At 56.8% G+C, this 16,479-nt stretch carries 12 protein-coding genes; 2 read left to right on the forward strand and 10 right to left on the reverse strand.

Features of this window, described 5'->3' with window-relative positions; genetic code table 11:
• Positions 1 to 145: 145 nt before the first annotated feature.
• Positions 146 to 1,309, forward strand: a complete 1,164-nt coding sequence (locus JL015_RS23290) for a type III PLP-dependent enzyme (protein WP_025258414.1) — start codon at positions 146 to 148, stop codon at positions 1,307 to 1,309.
• Between the two features lie 71 nt (positions 1,310 to 1,380).
• On the opposite strand, the gene JL015_RS23295 is transcribed toward JL015_RS23290, so the two are convergent.
• The 3 genes from JL015_RS23295 to JL015_RS23305 form a co-directional block, all read right to left on the reverse strand.
• On the reverse strand, positions 1,381 to 2,199 hold the full coding sequence (locus tag JL015_RS23295; RefSeq protein WP_201020112.1) for a hypothetical protein: 819 nt from the start codon (positions 2,197 to 2,199) through the stop codon (positions 1,381 to 1,383).
• A gap of 80 nt (positions 2,200 to 2,279) precedes the next feature.
• Positions 2,280 to 3,284, reverse strand: a complete 1,005-nt coding sequence (locus JL015_RS23300; RefSeq protein WP_201020113.1) for an alpha-xenorhabdolysin family binary toxin subunit B — start codon at positions 3,282 to 3,284, stop codon at positions 2,280 to 2,282.
• Between the two features lie 2 nt (positions 3,285 to 3,286).
• On the reverse strand, positions 3,287 to 4,534 hold the full coding sequence (locus tag JL015_RS23305) for an alpha-xenorhabdolysin family binary toxin subunit A (protein ID WP_201020114.1): 1,248 nt from the start codon (positions 4,532 to 4,534) through the stop codon (positions 3,287 to 3,289).
• Positions 4,535 to 4,955: 421 nt separating this feature from the next.
• Between JL015_RS23305 and JL015_RS23310 the strand changes: the two genes are divergently transcribed.
• Positions 4,956 to 7,472 (forward strand): PepSY domain-containing protein, encoded by a 2,517-nt coding sequence (locus JL015_RS23310; protein WP_201020187.1) that lies wholly within the window; start codon positions 4,956 to 4,958, stop codon positions 7,470 to 7,472.
• Between the two features lie 55 nt (positions 7,473 to 7,527).
• On the opposite strand, the gene JL015_RS23315 is transcribed toward JL015_RS23310, so the two are convergent.
• The 7 genes from JL015_RS23315 to JL015_RS23345 all read right to left on the reverse strand — a co-directional run bounded on the left by JL015_RS23315 (position 7,528) and on the right by JL015_RS23345 (position 16,301).
• Positions 7,528 to 8,502, reverse strand: a complete 975-nt coding sequence (locus tag JL015_RS23315) for a peptide ABC transporter ATP-binding protein (RefSeq protein WP_201020115.1) — start codon at positions 8,500 to 8,502, stop codon at positions 7,528 to 7,530.
• Positions 8,502 to 9,470 (reverse strand): ABC transporter ATP-binding protein, encoded by a 969-nt coding sequence (locus JL015_RS23320; protein ID WP_201020116.1) that lies wholly within the window; start codon positions 9,468 to 9,470, stop codon positions 8,502 to 8,504. The genes JL015_RS23315 and JL015_RS23320 overlap by 1 nt, the downstream gene beginning before the upstream one ends.
• Before the next feature lie 10 nt (positions 9,471 to 9,480).
• A complete protein-coding gene (locus tag JL015_RS23325) occupies positions 9,481 to 10,392 on the reverse strand; it encodes an ABC transporter permease subunit (RefSeq protein ID WP_201005616.1) in 912 nt (303 codons plus the stop codon).
• Positions 10,393 to 10,403: 11 nt separating this feature from the next.
• Entirely contained in the window at positions 10,404 to 11,414 is a 1,011-nt protein-coding gene (locus tag JL015_RS23330; protein WP_201005615.1) for an ABC transporter permease subunit, read from the reverse strand.
• Positions 11,415 to 11,484: 70 nt separating this feature from the next.
• Positions 11,485 to 13,080 carry an ABC transporter substrate-binding protein gene (locus JL015_RS23335; protein ID WP_201020117.1) on the reverse strand — a complete coding sequence of 532 codons (1,596 nt, stop codon included), beginning with the start codon at positions 13,078 to 13,080 and terminating at the stop codon, positions 11,485 to 11,487.
• A gap of 85 nt (positions 13,081 to 13,165) precedes the next feature.
• Complete coding sequence (locus JL015_RS23340; protein WP_201020118.1) at positions 13,166 to 14,545, reverse strand: OprD family porin; 1,380 nt, start codon at positions 14,543 to 14,545, stop codon at positions 13,166 to 13,168.
• A 157-nt stretch (positions 14,546 to 14,702) separates the two neighbouring features.
• Complete coding sequence (locus JL015_RS23345) at positions 14,703 to 16,301, reverse strand: ABC transporter substrate-binding protein (protein ID WP_201020119.1); 1,599 nt, start codon at positions 16,299 to 16,301, stop codon at positions 14,703 to 14,705.
• Positions 16,302 to 16,479: the final 178 nt, after the last annotated feature.

Consider the following 16,479-nt stretch of genomic DNA (forward strand, 5'->3'; position numbering starts at 1 on the left):
ACAGCAAGGCCAAGGGGCATGATCCCCATGGCCTTTTTGCTTTCGGCGACATGCCTTGGGAAGTAGGCGAACCAAAGTGGGGATACGGAGGGCGTTCATTTACACCCATTTATATTCATCTGTTTGCCAAGTGGAGTTCCCAAGCATGCCGATCAAGGTCGAAGACTATTTCTCTGACGCTTCTTTCAAGAAGATCAAGTCGTTCGCTGACAAGCAAGAAACCCCGTTTGTCGTCATCGACACCCAGGTGATCAGCCAGGCCTACGATGACCTGCGCGCCGGTTTTGAGTTCGCCCAGGTGTACTACGCGGTGAAGGCCAACCCTGCGGTCGAGATCATTGACCTGCTCAAGGAAAAGGGTTCGAGTTTCGACATCGCTTCGATCTATGAGCTGGACAAGGTGCTGAGCCGTGGCGTAGGCGCTGATCGCATCAGCTATGGCAACACCATCAAGAAGTCCAAGGACATTCGTTACTTCTACGACAAGGGCGTGCGTCTGTACGCGACCGACTCGGAAGCGGACCTGCGCAACATCGCCAAGGCCGCGCCGGGCTCGAAAGTCTACGTGCGTATCCTGACCGAAGGCTCGACTACGGCCGACTGGCCTCTGTCGCGCAAGTTCGGCTGCCAGACCGACATGGCCATGGACCTGCTGATCCTGGCTCGTGACCTGGGTCTGGTGCCTTACGGCATCTCCTTCCACGTGGGTTCGCAGCAGCGCGACATCAGCGTCTGGGACGCAGCCATCGCCAAGGTGAAGGTGATTTTTGAACGTCTGAAAGAAGAAGACGGCATCGAGCTCAAGCTGATCAACATGGGTGGCGGCTTCCCGGCCAACTACATCACCCGTACCAACAGCCTGGAAACCTACGCAGAGGAAATCATCCGCTTCCTGAAGGAAGACTTCGGTGATGACCTGCCGGAAATCATTCTGGAGCCGGGCCGTTCCCTGATTGCCAACGCCGGTATCCTGGTCAGCGAAGTCGTGCTGGTTGCGCGCAAGTCGCGTACCGCCGTCGAGCGTTGGGTGTACACGGATGTGGGCAAGTTCTCCGGCCTGATCGAAACCATGGACGAAGCCATCAAGTTCCCGATCTGGACCGAGAAGAAAGGCGAGATGGAAGAAGTGGTCATCGCGGGTCCTACCTGCGACAGCGCCGACATCATGTACGAGAACTACAAGTACGGCCTGCCGTTGAACCTGGCTATCGGTGACCGCCTGTACTGGCTGTCTACCGGCGCCTACACCACCAGCTACAGCGCTGTTGAATTCAACGGCTTCCCGCCGCTGAAATCGTATTACGTGTAAGCGTCCAGCCTGTCCGAGAGCCCGCAAGCGATTGCGGGCTTTTTTATTTGGGCTTCCCTGTCGGCAACCGTTCAGGCGGGGCTGGCGGTCAGGCTGTTGAACCATTGTGTGAAACGCTTGATTTCCTTCAGGCTGACCAGCAGCAGGCGTGCCTCCAGATAGGGGCGTGAAGGGGTGTCGCTTTTACGCATTCGCAGAGTGTGGGCGAAAGCGATCCCCAACAAGTCGCACATCCTTGTCATGTAGGCATTCATATTGGCTGCTGCGCAATAGGCCTCTGCATATTGCCGTTGGGTAATGAGTACGTAGTTTCGTGCTCCGTTGAGTCGCGCTTCGGGAGAAAGCGCCGGGCCTTTTCGATTCGAAGGGATTGAGGCGGTGAGTTTTTGCAGCGCAACACTCTGCTCTCTGCTTGTTTCGATCAGGTTGTATTCATTGGCGTGTCGATAGATGTTGCTGTTCATGAAGTCGATGAGGCGAGGAAGAAAGGTATAGATGCCTTTTGTCAGGGATTGCAGCGTTTCAATGTGATCATCGAGTTCCTCCAGGAACATGCCCAGTCGTTTTCTGCTTTGTTCAACCAATTGCGCAGAGACGTCCTTGCTGCTCCTGATGTTCTCTAAGGACTGCATGATTTTCTCTAGAAATGCCTCGAGTTCACTATGCAGGGCATTAATGGCTGGCAGGATTTTCGACCAGATGGACAAGTGCTGGCTTGCCTTGGCCAGCAGTTCTGCAATTTCCGGTATCCGGTAGGCTCCGTACTCTCGTACCGGGACCAGATCAAGGTTGACCTTGAATGAGCGGGTGAACTCGGGGAGTCTGCGCAAGACCTGCATATAGTTGTCGAGCCCCGTGAGGTCGCTTTGATGGATCAGATTCCCTGCCATTATTGAGCCCCTGATGAGTTGTGTAGTGAGGCAAGGGAAATGGAACAGGCCATTTCCCTTGAATTCAGCGTGTGGAGTGATTAGCGGATGGGGCGCAGATAGCTGGCCAGTTGCAGCCCGTAGCTGATGAAGCGCCTGCGGAACGCATTTTCATCCTGCGCGGCTGCCTGATTGGCTGCGAGGAAACTGTCTATTGTTTGAGCAATCTTCTGGTATTGCTCTACATAAAGCGTGCGCTGATCGTCCATGGTGTTGAAACACTCGATCAGCTCGATACGTTGAGTCAGCGCCAGCTTTTCCTTCTCCCTCTGGGTCAATTGCTCAAACAGCTTGTCGATTCGTTCACGCAGGCTGTCGCGACGTTTGATCATGGCTATGAAGTTGATCCCCTCGTTGCCATAGTCCAGGGTCGCTTTCATCTGCTCTATCGCCAGGGTGATAACCGCGATCTGCGGAGGTTGTACACCGAGAGCAATCACTTTTTCAGCCGTGAGAAGGGTGTCCTTGGCAATGCTGGCGAACCCTTTGCTTTCAATGGCATCGATGGCTTCGCTCAGTACCCGGCGTTCCTCGCGAACGCTGGCCAGTGTGGTATTGGCTTCGTTGATCCCGGTTGTTGCCCGGAGGACGTCTTGTTCAAGGCTTGCCTGAAACTCCCGGGTCTGCTGACGATTGCTGGCTTCCGTCATCCCGCTCAAGGCATTGGCCAGCTTGACCGATTCGGCACTTGCCAGGGCCATGGCGTTTTTCAGGGCCAGGGTACGTTCGGCCTGAATGTCTTTGATCTCGCCTTGATCCATGGTTTCGCCGAGTTCCTGATCGTACTTTCTCAATTGGGCGATTCGGGACTCGATATCGAGCATCAGCCGCATACAAGCCGCGCCAAGGCGTTGGTGCTCGATGACAATTGCGTTATTGATACGCTTGAAGCGTTCATAAATAGCGGGCAGGTAATAGGTCTTGGCGTACAGGACATCGGCAGTGACCAGTTTGCTGCTCAGGGCACTTTGGCTATTGATCATTATCAGCAGGTCAGGTGTCTTGATATTCAGGGGGGTATCAAGGGTAGTCATAGTATTCGTCATGTTCATTTTCCATAAATCCGTTTAAATTCCTCGTCAGCTTCTTTGAATACGTCAAGTAACGCATCAGAGTCCTGTTCGATGGTTTTCCAGGGTTGTACGACTTGTCTGAAGCGATTCATGAATACCCGGAGTGACAAGGCATCGTTGATTTCCAATGACGACTTTGCCGACCCGTCAATGAAAATGAATAGTTTGTTCCAGACCGTAATCAGGTTTTTGGTTGCGATGTCAGCGTCAATAACAACGGTGACGAGATTTTGCAGGTCAAACTTGACCCTGCTCAATGAACCAAGGATCTTGTTTTTAAGTTGCAGCTCATCGATTTCTTTGGTTTGTTGCGAGATCAGTTCGTTTCTTGCTTTACGAACCCCTTCGGCTTCAACGCCAAAATAGATGCCCAGCGCAAGGCCGACAATATTCAGTTTACTGACCGAGCCCAGAGAGCGTTCAACGGCCGCCTTGTATTCCTTGTTCTTTTCATCGATATCTTTTGCCCTGCGCTCGATACTGTTATTCAGCCTGGTGACATCCGTGGGCAATGAGCTGTTATCGATTGCGGTGACCTTGCGCTGAATTTCCGGTGTGACGTAAAGCGCAAGGTCCAGACCGAATTTTTCCAGTTCTTCCTTGATGTCCTGTGCGTCTGCCTGGCTTTCCTTGACCTTGCGCAGGATTTCAGCCAGATAGAAACCGATGTCCTTTGCGGTTTCCTTGTCGCTTTCGCTCAGATCGATCCCCGGAAATTTGTCACCCAGTTCACGGGACAGGCGTTTGACGTCTTCCAGTGTCTTGATGTCGAACTGTTCAATGATCTTGCCGGCCTTGATGTCGCTGTAGATGTCCTCCATGCTCTTGTCGTAGACCAGCATCTGGCCTGCGAACACTTTAAGTTTGCTGCCAACCGCCAGTAACTGACTGCGCAGAGGGCTCCAGCGCCTTGCATGGGCATGCACTATCTTATAGCTTTTCAGAAAGTCCTCAGGTTCCAGCCCGACACCCGCTCCGCTGCTGTAACCCAGGTAGGAAATGACGGCGTCAATCTCTGTGGGCAGTGCCAGGCCGACCAGTTCATATTGTTTGAGGTTGACGATCTGTTGCTTGGTCAGTATCAAGCCAGGTGTGCGTTGAACTTCTGTGTCATTGCCGGAAGATACATTGAAGAATACATCGGCTGACTGTATTGCTTCGTCGGTTACAGGGTCGCCGGTCGTGTTGGTGTCGGTAGCTAATCTTTCAAGTAGTGCAGTCATTGGACATGTCCTTATTTTCCAGTGGGACCATTATTGGATCCGGTTTTATGTGTTTCAGTTATTGCTTGAGATGAAGATTAGGGGGGCGGGATCATGAGTGTCAAAGGCGAAAGATAGTCGTGTCTTGTAGGATAAATGTTTTGGGTTGGTAAGTAGTCGTGTGAAAGTTTTGTGACGGTTCGTGAACTAGTGGTCAGGAGGTTAGTTGATGTTTTTATAACTAAGAGGTCGGGCAATTATGCGAATGCTTCTTTGTCGTAGGGCTTTTGATATACCGCAGAGGGGTTTGCATCATGGTTCACCCTGATGAGCTTCAAGGCTCAATGCTGTACGAGGCTGAGCGCTGTCTCCGTAAAGATGAGAATAAATAACATTTAGCGCATAATACGCACCGCAAAATGCCGGCGAGGTAGTGGGTGTGTTGAAGAAAGTCCTGTTTCAGGTTCATTGGTTCTTCGGAATCACGGCGGGGCTGGTTCTGGCCTTGATGGGCATTACCGGTGCGCTGTATTCGTTCGAGGATGAGATTCTCGACGCGCTCAATCCTGATGTGCTGCTCGTTCAGGAGCGTGGCGCAACCTTGCCGCCGCCCGAACTGGTCCGCAAGCTGGAGGCCGCCACGGGCCTGACAGTGGCGATCCTGCGTGTCCAGACGGTGGGGAATCGCGTTGCCCAGGTCTATTTCACACCTGATCCGGGCCAACGACGCGGTCCCAAGCGCAATTTCGACCCCTATACCGGGGAGCTTCGGGGCAACGGTGTAGGTGAGGGTTTCTTCGATTTTGTCCTGAACGTGCATCGCTATCTTGCGGCAGGTGAAGTCGGCAAGCAGATCACCGCGGCGTGTACCCTGATTCTGGTGTTCTTCTGTCTGTCCGGGCTCTATCTGCGCTGGCCGCGCAAGGCACTGGACTGGCGCGTCTGGCTGACCATGGATTGGGCGAAGAAAGGCCGCAGTTTCAACTGGGACCTGCACTCGATATTCGGGACCTGGTGCCTGCTGTTTTATCTGTTGTTCGCCGTGACCGGCCTGAACTGGTCCTATGACTGGTTCAGCAATGGCATGAACAAACTGATGGGCGATCCTCCACCTGTCGAGCAAGGCAAAGGCGATAAGCCTGTGCAGCCTCCGGGCCCGCTGGTTGTGGATTACGATGCCGTCTGGGCCAGCATTCAGGAAGCGGCCGGGCCTGAACTGAGCTCCTATAACCTGAGACTGCCTGCGAGCGGCGGTCAGCCTGCTACCGTGTTCTACCTGCTCAAGAGTTCGCCGCATCCGCGTGCCTTCGGCACCCTCAATCTGGACCCGGCCACCGGCAAGATCAATTTTGTCGTGCGGTATGAGGACAAGAGCCTGAGCGCACAATTGCTGAGCAGTAATTACGCGCTGCACGTGGGCAGTTATTTCGGCATTGTCGGGCGTATCGTAATGACCGTTGCGTCATTGATGATGCCGCTGTTCTTCATCACCGGCTGGCTGCTGTATCTGGATCGGCGTCGCAAGAAGCGCGAGATCAAAGAGGCCCGTGGCGGTCTGGTAGCCAATAATGATGCGTCATCGTGGCTGATCGGTTTTGCCAGCCAGAGTGGCTTTGCCGAGCAACTGGCCTGGCAGACCGCCGGGCAGTTGCAGGCGGCGGGTTTGCCGGTGCGGGTGCAGCGCCTGGGCGAGCTGACCGGGCAGGACCTGAGCCAGAGCAGCAATGCCTTGTTTGTGGTCAGCACCTTTGGCGATGGCGAAGCGCCGGACAGCGCTCGTGGTTTCGAGCGTAAATTGCTGGGCAGCCCGTTATCGCTGCAGAACCTGAACTACGCCGTCCTGGCCTTGGGGGATCGGCAGTATCAGCATTTCTGCGGTTTCGCTCACCGTTTGCATGACTGGCTGAGCGAGCGTGGCGGCCGCACCCTGTTTGCGCCAGTGGAAGTCGACAGCGCCGACCCAGCCGCCTTGCAGCACTGGCAACAACAGCTTGGGCAACTGACGGGCAGCAAACCCTCCACCACCTGGCAGGCTCCGGTTTTCGAGAACTGGACGCTGGTTCGCCGTGAACTGCTGAACCCCGGCAGCAGTGGTTCAAAAGTCTTTCTGGTCGATCTGGCAGCGCCAGGTCCGGCGACCTGGCTGGCCGGTGATCTGATCGAGGTCTTGCCACGCAACAGTGCAGCAGCCATTGAGCATTTCCTTAACGGGTTGGGCATTGCTCAGGATATGCCGGTCAGTGTGGACGGTTTGCAGGAAACCCTGGCTCAGGCCCTGGCTACCCGCCAATTGCCGCAGCACCGGGCGCATCTTGTCGGTCTGCACGCTCAGGCATTGCTCAATGCACTGGTGCCGTTGTCCGCCCGCGAATATTCCATCGCCTCGATTCCGGCAGATGGCGTACTGCAACTGATCGTGCGTCAGGAACTGCATCCCGATGGCAGCCTGGGGCTGGGCTCTGGCTGGCTGACCGAGCATGCCGCGCTGGACGGCGCAGTCAGCCTGCGTCTGCGCCGCAACAGCAGCTTCCATCTGCCGGCCGAGCCGATCCCGATGATCCTGCTGGGTAACGGCACCGGTCTTGCGGGCTTGCGCAGCCTGCTCAAGGCGCGCATCGCCCAGGGGCAATCGCGTAACTGGCTGCTGTTTGGCGAGCGGAATGTGGCTCATGATTTTTATTGTTCCGGCGAGCTGAAAGGCTGGCTGGCCAGCGGTGATCTGTTGCGGCTGGACCTGGCGTTTTCTCGCGATCAGGCGCAAAAGATCTACGTGCAGGATCGCTTGCGCGAAGCCGCCAATGAGTTGCGGGCCTGGCTGGATCAAGGCGCAGCGATTTATATCTGCGGCAGTCTGGAAGGGATGGCGGCGGGTGTGGATCAGGTCTTGAAGGATGTGCTGGGCGAACAGGCGGTGACCGAGCTGGTCGAGCAGGGGCGTTACAGAAGGGATGTCTATTGATTGAGATCGCGAATGAATTCGCTCCTACGGTAGGAGCGAATTCATTCGCGAAGGATTACGCAGCCACAAACTGCTCCGCGTAATGACAGGCTACCTGACGGTTATCCACCGTCCGTAGCTCGGGTACTTCCGTTGAGCAGCGCTCGGTCGCGTAGGGGCAGCGCTTGTGGAAGGCGCAGCCGCTTGGCGGGTCGAGAGGGTTGGGAAGTTCGCCGACGATCTTTATCTTCGGCTTCAGCGGGTCCGGGTGAATGGTCGGGGTCGCCGAGAGCAGCGCCTGGGTGTAAGGGTGCAGAGGACGGTTGTAGATTTCCTCTTTCGGCCCCATTTCCGCAGGTCGTCCCAGATACATCACCAATACCGTGTCGGCCACATGGCGCACCACCGACAGGTTGTGGGAGATGAACACGTAGGCTGTGTTGAACTCCTGCTGCAGATCCATGAACAGGTTCAGTACCTGCGCCTGGATCGACACATCCAGCGCCGAGGTCGGTTCATCGGCCACCAGCACCTTGGGTTGCAGCATCATGGCGCGGGCCAGGGCGATACGCTGACGCTGACCACCGGAGAACATGTGCGGGTAGCGATGGTAATGCTCTGGACGCAGGCCCACCTGGCTCATCATCGCCTGAACCTTTTCCCGGCGTTCGGCACGGCTGAGGTTGGTATTGATGAGTAGCGGCTCGCCCAGTTGATCACCGATCTTCTGCCGAGGATTGAGCGAGGCATACGGGCTCTGGAACACCATCTGCACGTCTTTGCGCAATTGCTTGCGCTCGGCCTTGCTGGCTCCCGCGACTTCTTGCCCGGCGATTTTCAGGGAGCCGGAAGAGGGCTCTTCGATCAGGGTCAGGGCGCGAGCCAGCGTGGACTTCCCGCAGCCGGATTCACCGACCACGGCCAGGGTCTTGCCTGCTTCCAGCTCAAAGGACACGCCATTGAGGGCACGCACCAGTGCATTGCCCTTGAACAGGCCGCGAGAGACTTCGTAGTGACGGGTAAGGTCGCGGGCGGTAAGTACGACGCTCATTACGCCACCTCCTGATTCAAGGGATAGAAGCAGCGTGCATGGCTGTGGGCTTTAGGGTCCAGGGACGGGCGCTGGGTGCGGCAGTTCTCCTGGGCGTAAGGGCAGCGTGGCGACAGCAGGCAGCCGATTGGGCGGTCATAACGGCCAGGTACCATGCCGGGCAATGTTGCCAGGCGCGCTGCACCCATGCTGTGTTCCGGGATCGCGGCCAGCAATGCTTCGCTGTACGGATGAGCCGGAATGTCGAACAGGCCGGGCACCTGACCGACTTCCACGGCTTGCCCTGCGTACATCACACAGACACGCTGCGCGGTTTCGGCAACCACGGCCAGGTCGTGAGTGATCAGTACCAGCGCCATGTCCTGATCCTTTTGCAGGCTCAGCAGCAGATCCATGATCTGTGCCTGGATGGTGACGTCCAGTGCGGTGGTCGGCTCGTCGGCGATCAGCAGCTTGGGTTCACCGGCGATGGCCATGGCAATTGCCACGCGCTGGCTCATGCCGCCGGACAGTTGGTGCGGGTAGGCATTCAGGCGTGCGGCAGCGCCGGGGATTTCCACTTTTTCGAGCAGTTCCAGGGCGCGTTGGCGTGCGGCCTTGCCGGACAGTTTCAAGTGTTGGCGCAGGACTTCCTCGATCTGAAAACCCACGGTGTAGCTGGGGTTCAGCGCGGTCATCGGGTCCTGAAATACCATCGCCAGGTCCTTGCCGATGATACGGCGACGTTGGCGTGCGTTGAGCTTGAGCAGGTCGTTGCCATCGAAACTGAGCGAGTCGGCGGTGATGATGCCGGGAGCGTCGATCAGCCCCATCAGCGCCATCATGGTCACGGACTTGCCGGACCCCGATTCGCCGACGATGGCCATGACTTCGCCTCTTTCGACACTCAGCGACAGGCCATCCACAACGGGGACGGCCTTGCTGTCGCCGAAGCGGACGTTGAGATTCTGGATTTGCAGAAGTGACATACGAATCTCCTCAGGCGGCATTCTTGAGTTTCGGGTCCAGCGCATCGCGCAGGCCGTCGCCCATCAGGTTGATTGCCAGCACGCTGAGCAAAATGGTCAGACCGGGCAGGCTCACGACCCACCAGGCGCGTTCGATGTAGTCGCGGGCCGAAGCGAGCATGGTGCCCCACTCAGGCGTCGGCGGTTGTACGCCAAGCCCCAGGAAACCCAGTGCCGCGGCATCGAGAATGGCGGAGGAGAAACTCAGGGTCGCCTGTACGATCAGCGGCGCCATGCAATTGGGCAGCACGGTGACGAACATCAGGCGTGGCAGAGTGGCTCCGGCCAGACGGGCAGCGGTCACGTAGTCGCGATTCAGTTCGCCCATCACCGCAGCACGGGTCAGGCGCACATAGGACGGCAGCGACACGATGGCAATGGCAATCACGGTGTTGATCAGGCCAGGGCCGAGGATTGCGACGATAGCCACAGCCAGCAGCAGCGAGGGCAGGGCGAGCATGATGTCCATCAGACGCATGACCGCAGGGCCGAGGAAGCGTGGGAAGAACCCGGCCAGCAGACCCAGCAGGATGCCGGGGATCAGCGACATGACTACGGAAGACAGGCCGATCAGCAGCGACAGTTGCGAGCCCTGAATCAACCGGGACAACAGGTCGCGGCCCAGTTCATCGGTGCCGAGAAGGAATTGCCATTGACCGCCTTCAAGCCAGACCGGAGGGGTCAGCAGGAAGTCGCGGTATTGCTCGCTCGGATCGTGGGGCGCAACCCAAGGGGCGAACAGCGCACAGAACACGATCAGGATCATGAACATCAGGCCGGCAACGGCACCTTTGTTCCGGGAAAAGGCTTGCCAGAATTCTTTGTAAGGCGATGGGTAAAGCAGGCTTTGATCGACTGCTACCTCAGGAGTAGGTGTGCTCATTGGTCAGGATCTCAGCGCTGGTGACGGATGCGTGGGTTGGCAAAGCCGTAGAGGATATCCACCACGAAGTTGACCAGGATCACCAGACAGGCGATCAGCAGAATACCGTTCTGTACGACCGGGTAGTCCCGTGCGCCAATGGCCTCGATCAGCCATTTGCCGATGCCGGGCCAGGAGAAGATCGTTTCGGTCAGTACGGCACCCGCCAGCAGTGCGCCGACTTGCAGGCCGAATACGGTCAGAACCGGAATCAACGCATTGCGCAGGCCATGGACGAATACCACGCGAGCAGGCGACAGGCCCTTGGCCCGTGCGGTACGCACGTAATCTTCACGCAAGACTTCCAGCATCGAGGAGCGGGTCATCCGGGCAATCACCGCCAGCGGGATGGTGCCCAGCACGATGGCAGGAAGAATCAGGTGATGCAGGGCATCGAGGAATGCGCCTTCTTCATCGCTGAGCAGGGTGTCGATCAGCATGAAACCGGTGACGGGCTGAATGTCATACAGCAGGTCGATGCGTCCCGATACCGGGGTCCAGCCCAGGGATACCGAGAAGAACATGATGAGGATCAGACCCCACCAGAAGATCGGCATCGAGTACCCCGCCAGGGAAACCCCCATGACCCCGTGATCGAACAGCGAGCCGCGCTTGAGTGCCGCAATCACTCCGGCCAGAAGCCCGAAAATGCCTGCGAAGATCAATGCCGCAATCGACAGTTCAAGCGTGGCGGGGAACAGCGAGGTGAACTCGGTCCATACGCTTTCGCGAGTACGCAGGGATTCGCCGAGGTCGCCCTGGGCGAGCTTGCTGACGTAATCGATGTACTGCGCATAAAGCGGTTTGTTCAGACCAAGGCGTTCCATGGCCTGGGCATGCATTTCCGGGTCGACCCGGCGTTCGCCCATCATGACTTCGACCGGGTCACCGGGGATCAGGCGAATCAGGGCGAACGTCAGCAAGGTGATGCCGAAGAAGGTAGGGATCAGCAACCCCACCCGGCGGGCAATAAAACTAAACATCTTGTGGTGTACCTCATCAGCCTTTCAGGCATGCCGCCCTTGATCTTGTGGACGCGGGCGGCTGTTTTTCTTACTTCACCCGTGCAGTGGTGAAGTTGTTATTGGTCAGCGGGCTGATATGAAAGCCTTCGACGTTCTTACGCATTGCAACGAACAGTTTTGGATACGCCAGGCTTATCCATGGTTGCTCCTGGTTGAACACTTGCTGGGCTTGCCTGTAGAGCGCGGCACGTTCGGCGGGGTCGGTTTTTTCCCTGGCCTGGGTGATCACGTCTTCAAAGACCTTGTTGCACCAGCGAGCGTAGTTTTCGCCATTTTTTGCGGCGTCGCAGCCGAGGTTCGGCGTCAGGAAGTTATCCGGGTCGCCGTTGTCGCCTGCCCAGCCCGCAAAAACCATGTCATGTTCGCCATTCTTGGCGCGCTTAAGCATTTCACCCCATTCCATGACGCGAATGTCGAGCTTGATGCCTACCTTGGCCAGATCGCTCTGAAGCATCTGAGCCCCCACCAACGGATTGGGGTTGGTCACGGCACCCCCATTGCGAGTGAACAGGGTAAACACCTGTCCCTCTGGAACACCGGCCTCTTTGAGTAAGGTACGGGCCTTGGCCGGATCGTACGGCGGGCTTTGGCTATCGTTGTCGTAGCCGATCATGGTCGGTGGGTACGGGCCGACGCCCTCGGTGGCCTTGCCTTCGCCAAACAGAGCCTTGATGTAGGACTTCTTGTCGAAAGCCAGGTTGATCGCCTGTCGCACACGCACATCGTCAAGGTATTTGTGCGATGTATTGATGGCGACATAGCTGGTCATCATGGCTTCCATCTCGTCGATCTGGAGATTCGGGTCAGCCTTGATGCTGGCAATATCGTCAGGTTTTGGATAAAGCGCAACCTGACATTCATTTGCTTTGAGTTTTTGTAAACGAGTGTTGTTATCCAGAGTGATCGCAAAGATCAGCGCTTCACTGGGGACCTTCAGCTTCCAGTAGTCCGGGTTGGCTTTATAGCGGACCTGAGCATCCTTGGCATAGCGGGTCAGGATGAACGGGCCGGTGCCAATCGGCTTGCTGTTCAGGTCGGCGGTCTTGTCACTCTTGAGCAACTGATCGGCGTATTCGGCCGAGTAGATCGAGGTGAAAGGCATCGCCAGGTTACGCAGGAAAGGCGACTCGGCTTTCGAGAGGGTGAACCTTACGGTGTAGTCGTCGATTTTTTCAACATTCTTGAGCAGGTCCTTGAAGCCCATGCTCTCGAAATAGGGGTAACCCACCAGTGAGAGCGCATGCCAGGGATGGTTGCTGTCCATCTGCCGCTGGAAGCTCCAGAGCACATCGTCGGCGTTCATGTCGCGGGTGGGTTTGAAGTAATCGGTGGTCTGGAACTTGACCCCGCGTCGGAGCTTGAAGGTGTAGACCAGGCCGTCGGGGCTGATTTCCCAGCTTTCGGCAAGACCGGGAACGGTGTCTGTGGTGCCGGGCGTGAACGCGATCAGGCGCTCAAGGATGGTTTCTGCCGAGGCGTCTGCCGTCACGGCGGTGGTGTATTGAACGATGTCGAAGCCTTCCGGGCTGGCTTCGGTACAGACCACCAGCGGTTTGGCGCAGACACTGGCGGCGACGCCGAATAGCGCGATGGCGATCGAGGCGCGTAGTGTGAGCAGTTTCAATAGAAACCTCCTTTAGCAATGCAAAGGTTATGGCTCGGGCCTTTGTCATGTTGGAACACGACCCAGGCCCGAGCGGCATGACCGCTTACAGAATCTTGAATGGGATCGTGGTCACAAGACGAAATTCATTGATGTCGCCATCAATCTGGGCCCCAGTGGAGCGGTGTGTGGTGTAAGTGGCGCGTACGGTTGTGGCCTTGAGCGGGCCGGACTGCAAGGCGTAGCTGGTGCCGATGCCATATTCGTAATGACTTTCGCCGCGCAGATCGGTGACGTCAGAGTAGCCTGTGCCTCTGTAATGGGTCCCGTCGATGCCCCAGCCACGTGCCTGATAGGCATTGAATTTCAGGCCTGGTACGCCGTAGTCGGTCATGTTGATGACATAGCTGAGTTGCAGGGATTTCTCGTTCGGGCCGTTGAAGTCCGACAGCAGGGAGTTGGCCAGAAAGATGGCGTTGGTTTCCCGGGCATAGTCGAAGTATTCGTTGCCCATGACTTCCTGGTACGCGATGCCGAAGCTATGCGCCTGGTGAGTCGCGGTGAACGACAGGCTGTAGGTATCGTTATCGATAGCGCCGAGCTTGCTCTGGCCCGAGTCCTTGGTCTTGTAGTAGTTCAGGTTGCTGCTCAGGGCCAGCGCCTTGCTGTCACCGATCTCGTGGGTAAAGCCGAAGTAGTACTGTTTCCAGAAGTCTTCCAGATCCGAGGCGTAGAGGCTGGCGGTCACGTTGCTAAAAGGTTTGTAGTCGGCACCCACCATGCTCATGCGGTCTGAGGTGGCATTGATGTTGGTATAGGTGGAGCGGAACTTCGTCAGACTTTGCTCGCTACGAGGTGAAATCCGGTCAAAGGTGGCAGCCTGAATGGACAGGTTGTTCAACTCGTCGCTCTGCAGGGCAAAACCCTGGAAGCTGGAAGGCAAGGCCCGGTTGCCGAGATAGGCAACGACCGGTGTGTTGATCGACTGGCGACCGGCGGTCAGGGTGGTGTTGGAGATGCGTGCCTTGACGTTGCCCAGGCCCAGTTTGCTCCATTGACCGACCGCGTCGCCGTTGTTTTCGGCCTGTGTGCGGTTACCGCCACCAGCAATGTCCTTGCGATCCCTGTCCAGAGCGATGGCGTTGTACACCGCCACTTCTGTACTGAAGCCGACAGTGCCTTGGGTGAAGCCCGAACTGTAGTTGACGATGGTGCCTTGCACCCAGTTGATTCGGCGCGGAGTCGGAGTCGCCACACCGTTCTTCCGGTAGCTGAAGCGGTCGTCCCCACGTAGTAGCTCATTGGAGTACCAGTTGCGGGTGGTGCCCGTCAGGTGCTGGTCTTCAAAGAAGCCTTTTGCCTCGTCTTGTGCGTTGGAGGTGCTCAGTTGAGTCGGGACGAATGTATGGCTGCTTTCTTCTGCCTGGGCTACCGCGCCGAAGGACGTCAGAGATAATGCAAGCAATGCCGTGCTGGTTGTTTTCAAGGGTTACAGCTCCTTTGTTTTCATTGTTATAACGCCAGTTTTTCTGTCCGGCTTGGGTGATATCAGGCTTCAGGCCTGGTTTTGTTTTATGTGCCCGGCCACCCGCTTTCATCACGCGCTGCCTGGCAACGGGTGATGAAAGCGGAGGGTGTATGGATCAGTCTTTGACGCTGACGCCCGAGAAGCTGTTGCGACCGAAGGGGCTTACGTAGAAACCCTCGACTTCAGCGCGCAGTGGCTGGTTGACCGTGGAGTGCGCAACAGGCGTGATGGGCACCTGTTCTTTGAGATAGCGCTGTGCCTGTTTGTACAGGTCGATACGTTGTTCCCGGTCGGTGGTGGAGATAGCCGACTTGATCAGCGCGTCGTATTTCTCGTCGCACCACATCGAGTAGTTGTTGCCGCCAATCGCCGCACAGCTGTAAAGCGTGCCGAGCCAGTTGTCCGGGTCACCGTTGTCACCGGTCCAGCCGATCAGGGACATGTCGTGCTCGCCGTTCTTGGTGCGCTTGAGGTATTCACCCCATTCGTAGCTGACGATCTTGACCTTGATCCCGACCTTGGCCCAGTCGGACTGGAGCATTTCGGCCATCAGCTTGGCGTTGGGGTTGTAGGGGCGCTGGACCGGCATGGCCCAGAGTGTCAGCTCAGTGCCTTCCTTGACGCCTGCTGCCCGCAACAGCTCCTTGGCTTTTTCCGGGTTGAAAGGCGCGTCCTTGATGCTGTCGTCATAAGACCACTGGGTCGGTGGCATGGCGTTGACCGCCAGTTGCCCGGAGCCCTGATAGACGGCGTTGATGATGGCCTGCTTGTTGACCGCCATGTCCAGCGCCTGACGCACTTGCAGATTGCCCAGCGGTTCATGACGCACGTTGTAAGAGATGTAACCCAGGTTGAAGCCAGGACGTTGCAGTACCTGCAATTGCTTGTCGGCTCTCAGGGCGTCGAGATCGGCGGGCCGTGGGTTGAGTGAAACCTGGCATTCGTTCTTGCGCAGCTTCTGCATGCGCACCGAGGCGTCGGTATTGATGGCGAAAATCAGCTGGTCGACCTTTACGCGGCTCGGGTCCCAGTATTCCTTGTTGGCCTTGTAGCGAATCTGCGAGTCCTTCTGATAACGCTGAAACACAAAAGGGCCAGTGCCGATAGGCTGTTGGTTGATATCCCGTGGATCGCCCTTGGCCAGGAGTTGGTCGGCGTATTCGGCGGAGAGAATCGCGGCGAAGCTCATCGCGATGTTCTGGATGAAAGCGGCGTCGACAGTATTGAGGGTAAATACGACGGTCAGTGGCCCGGTTTTTTCAATGGACTTGATCTTCTTGTTCAGGCCCATGCCGTTGAAGTAGGGGAACTCGGTCGGATAAGCCACGCGAAACGGGTGGTCGGTCTTGAGCATGCGATTGAAGGTGAAAACCACATCGTCTGCATTGAAGCCACGGCTGGGCTTGAAGTCTTTGTTGCTATGGAATTTGACGCCTTCACGCAAGTGGAAGGTGTAGGTCAGGCCGTCTGGCGAGACATCCCAACTGGTGGCCAGTGCCGGTAAGACGCTGGTATCGCCGGGCTTGAATTCAGTCAGACGGTTGTAGATCGGCTCGGCTGCATCGTTGTCTGTCGCTGCGGTGTATTGGGCTGTATCGAAGCCTGCCGGGCTGGCTTCGGAGCAGAACACCAGGCTGCTGGCAGCCTGTGCTGTAGTGGCTGCGTTGAGTAGTCCAAGGCCCACTAATGATGTTATCGCGATTGTTTTACGCATAAGGATTCCTGTCCTCCAAAGGACGAGTGATAGCACTCATATGTAACGACACGTCCGAAAACAATATCTGAAGTAAGTAAAACTGCCACGACGGTATGTCGGCCGGAGCTTGTGGTAAATAGGTTCGCAGGCTCTAGTTGTTGTAGGAAAAAAACTTCAATCAAGTAGGTAATTGCTT

It is taken from the genome of Pseudomonas cichorii (genome assembly GCF_015471405.1).
Classification (GTDB): domain Bacteria; phylum Pseudomonadota; class Gammaproteobacteria; order Pseudomonadales; family Pseudomonadaceae; genus Aquipseudomonas; species Aquipseudomonas serbiensis.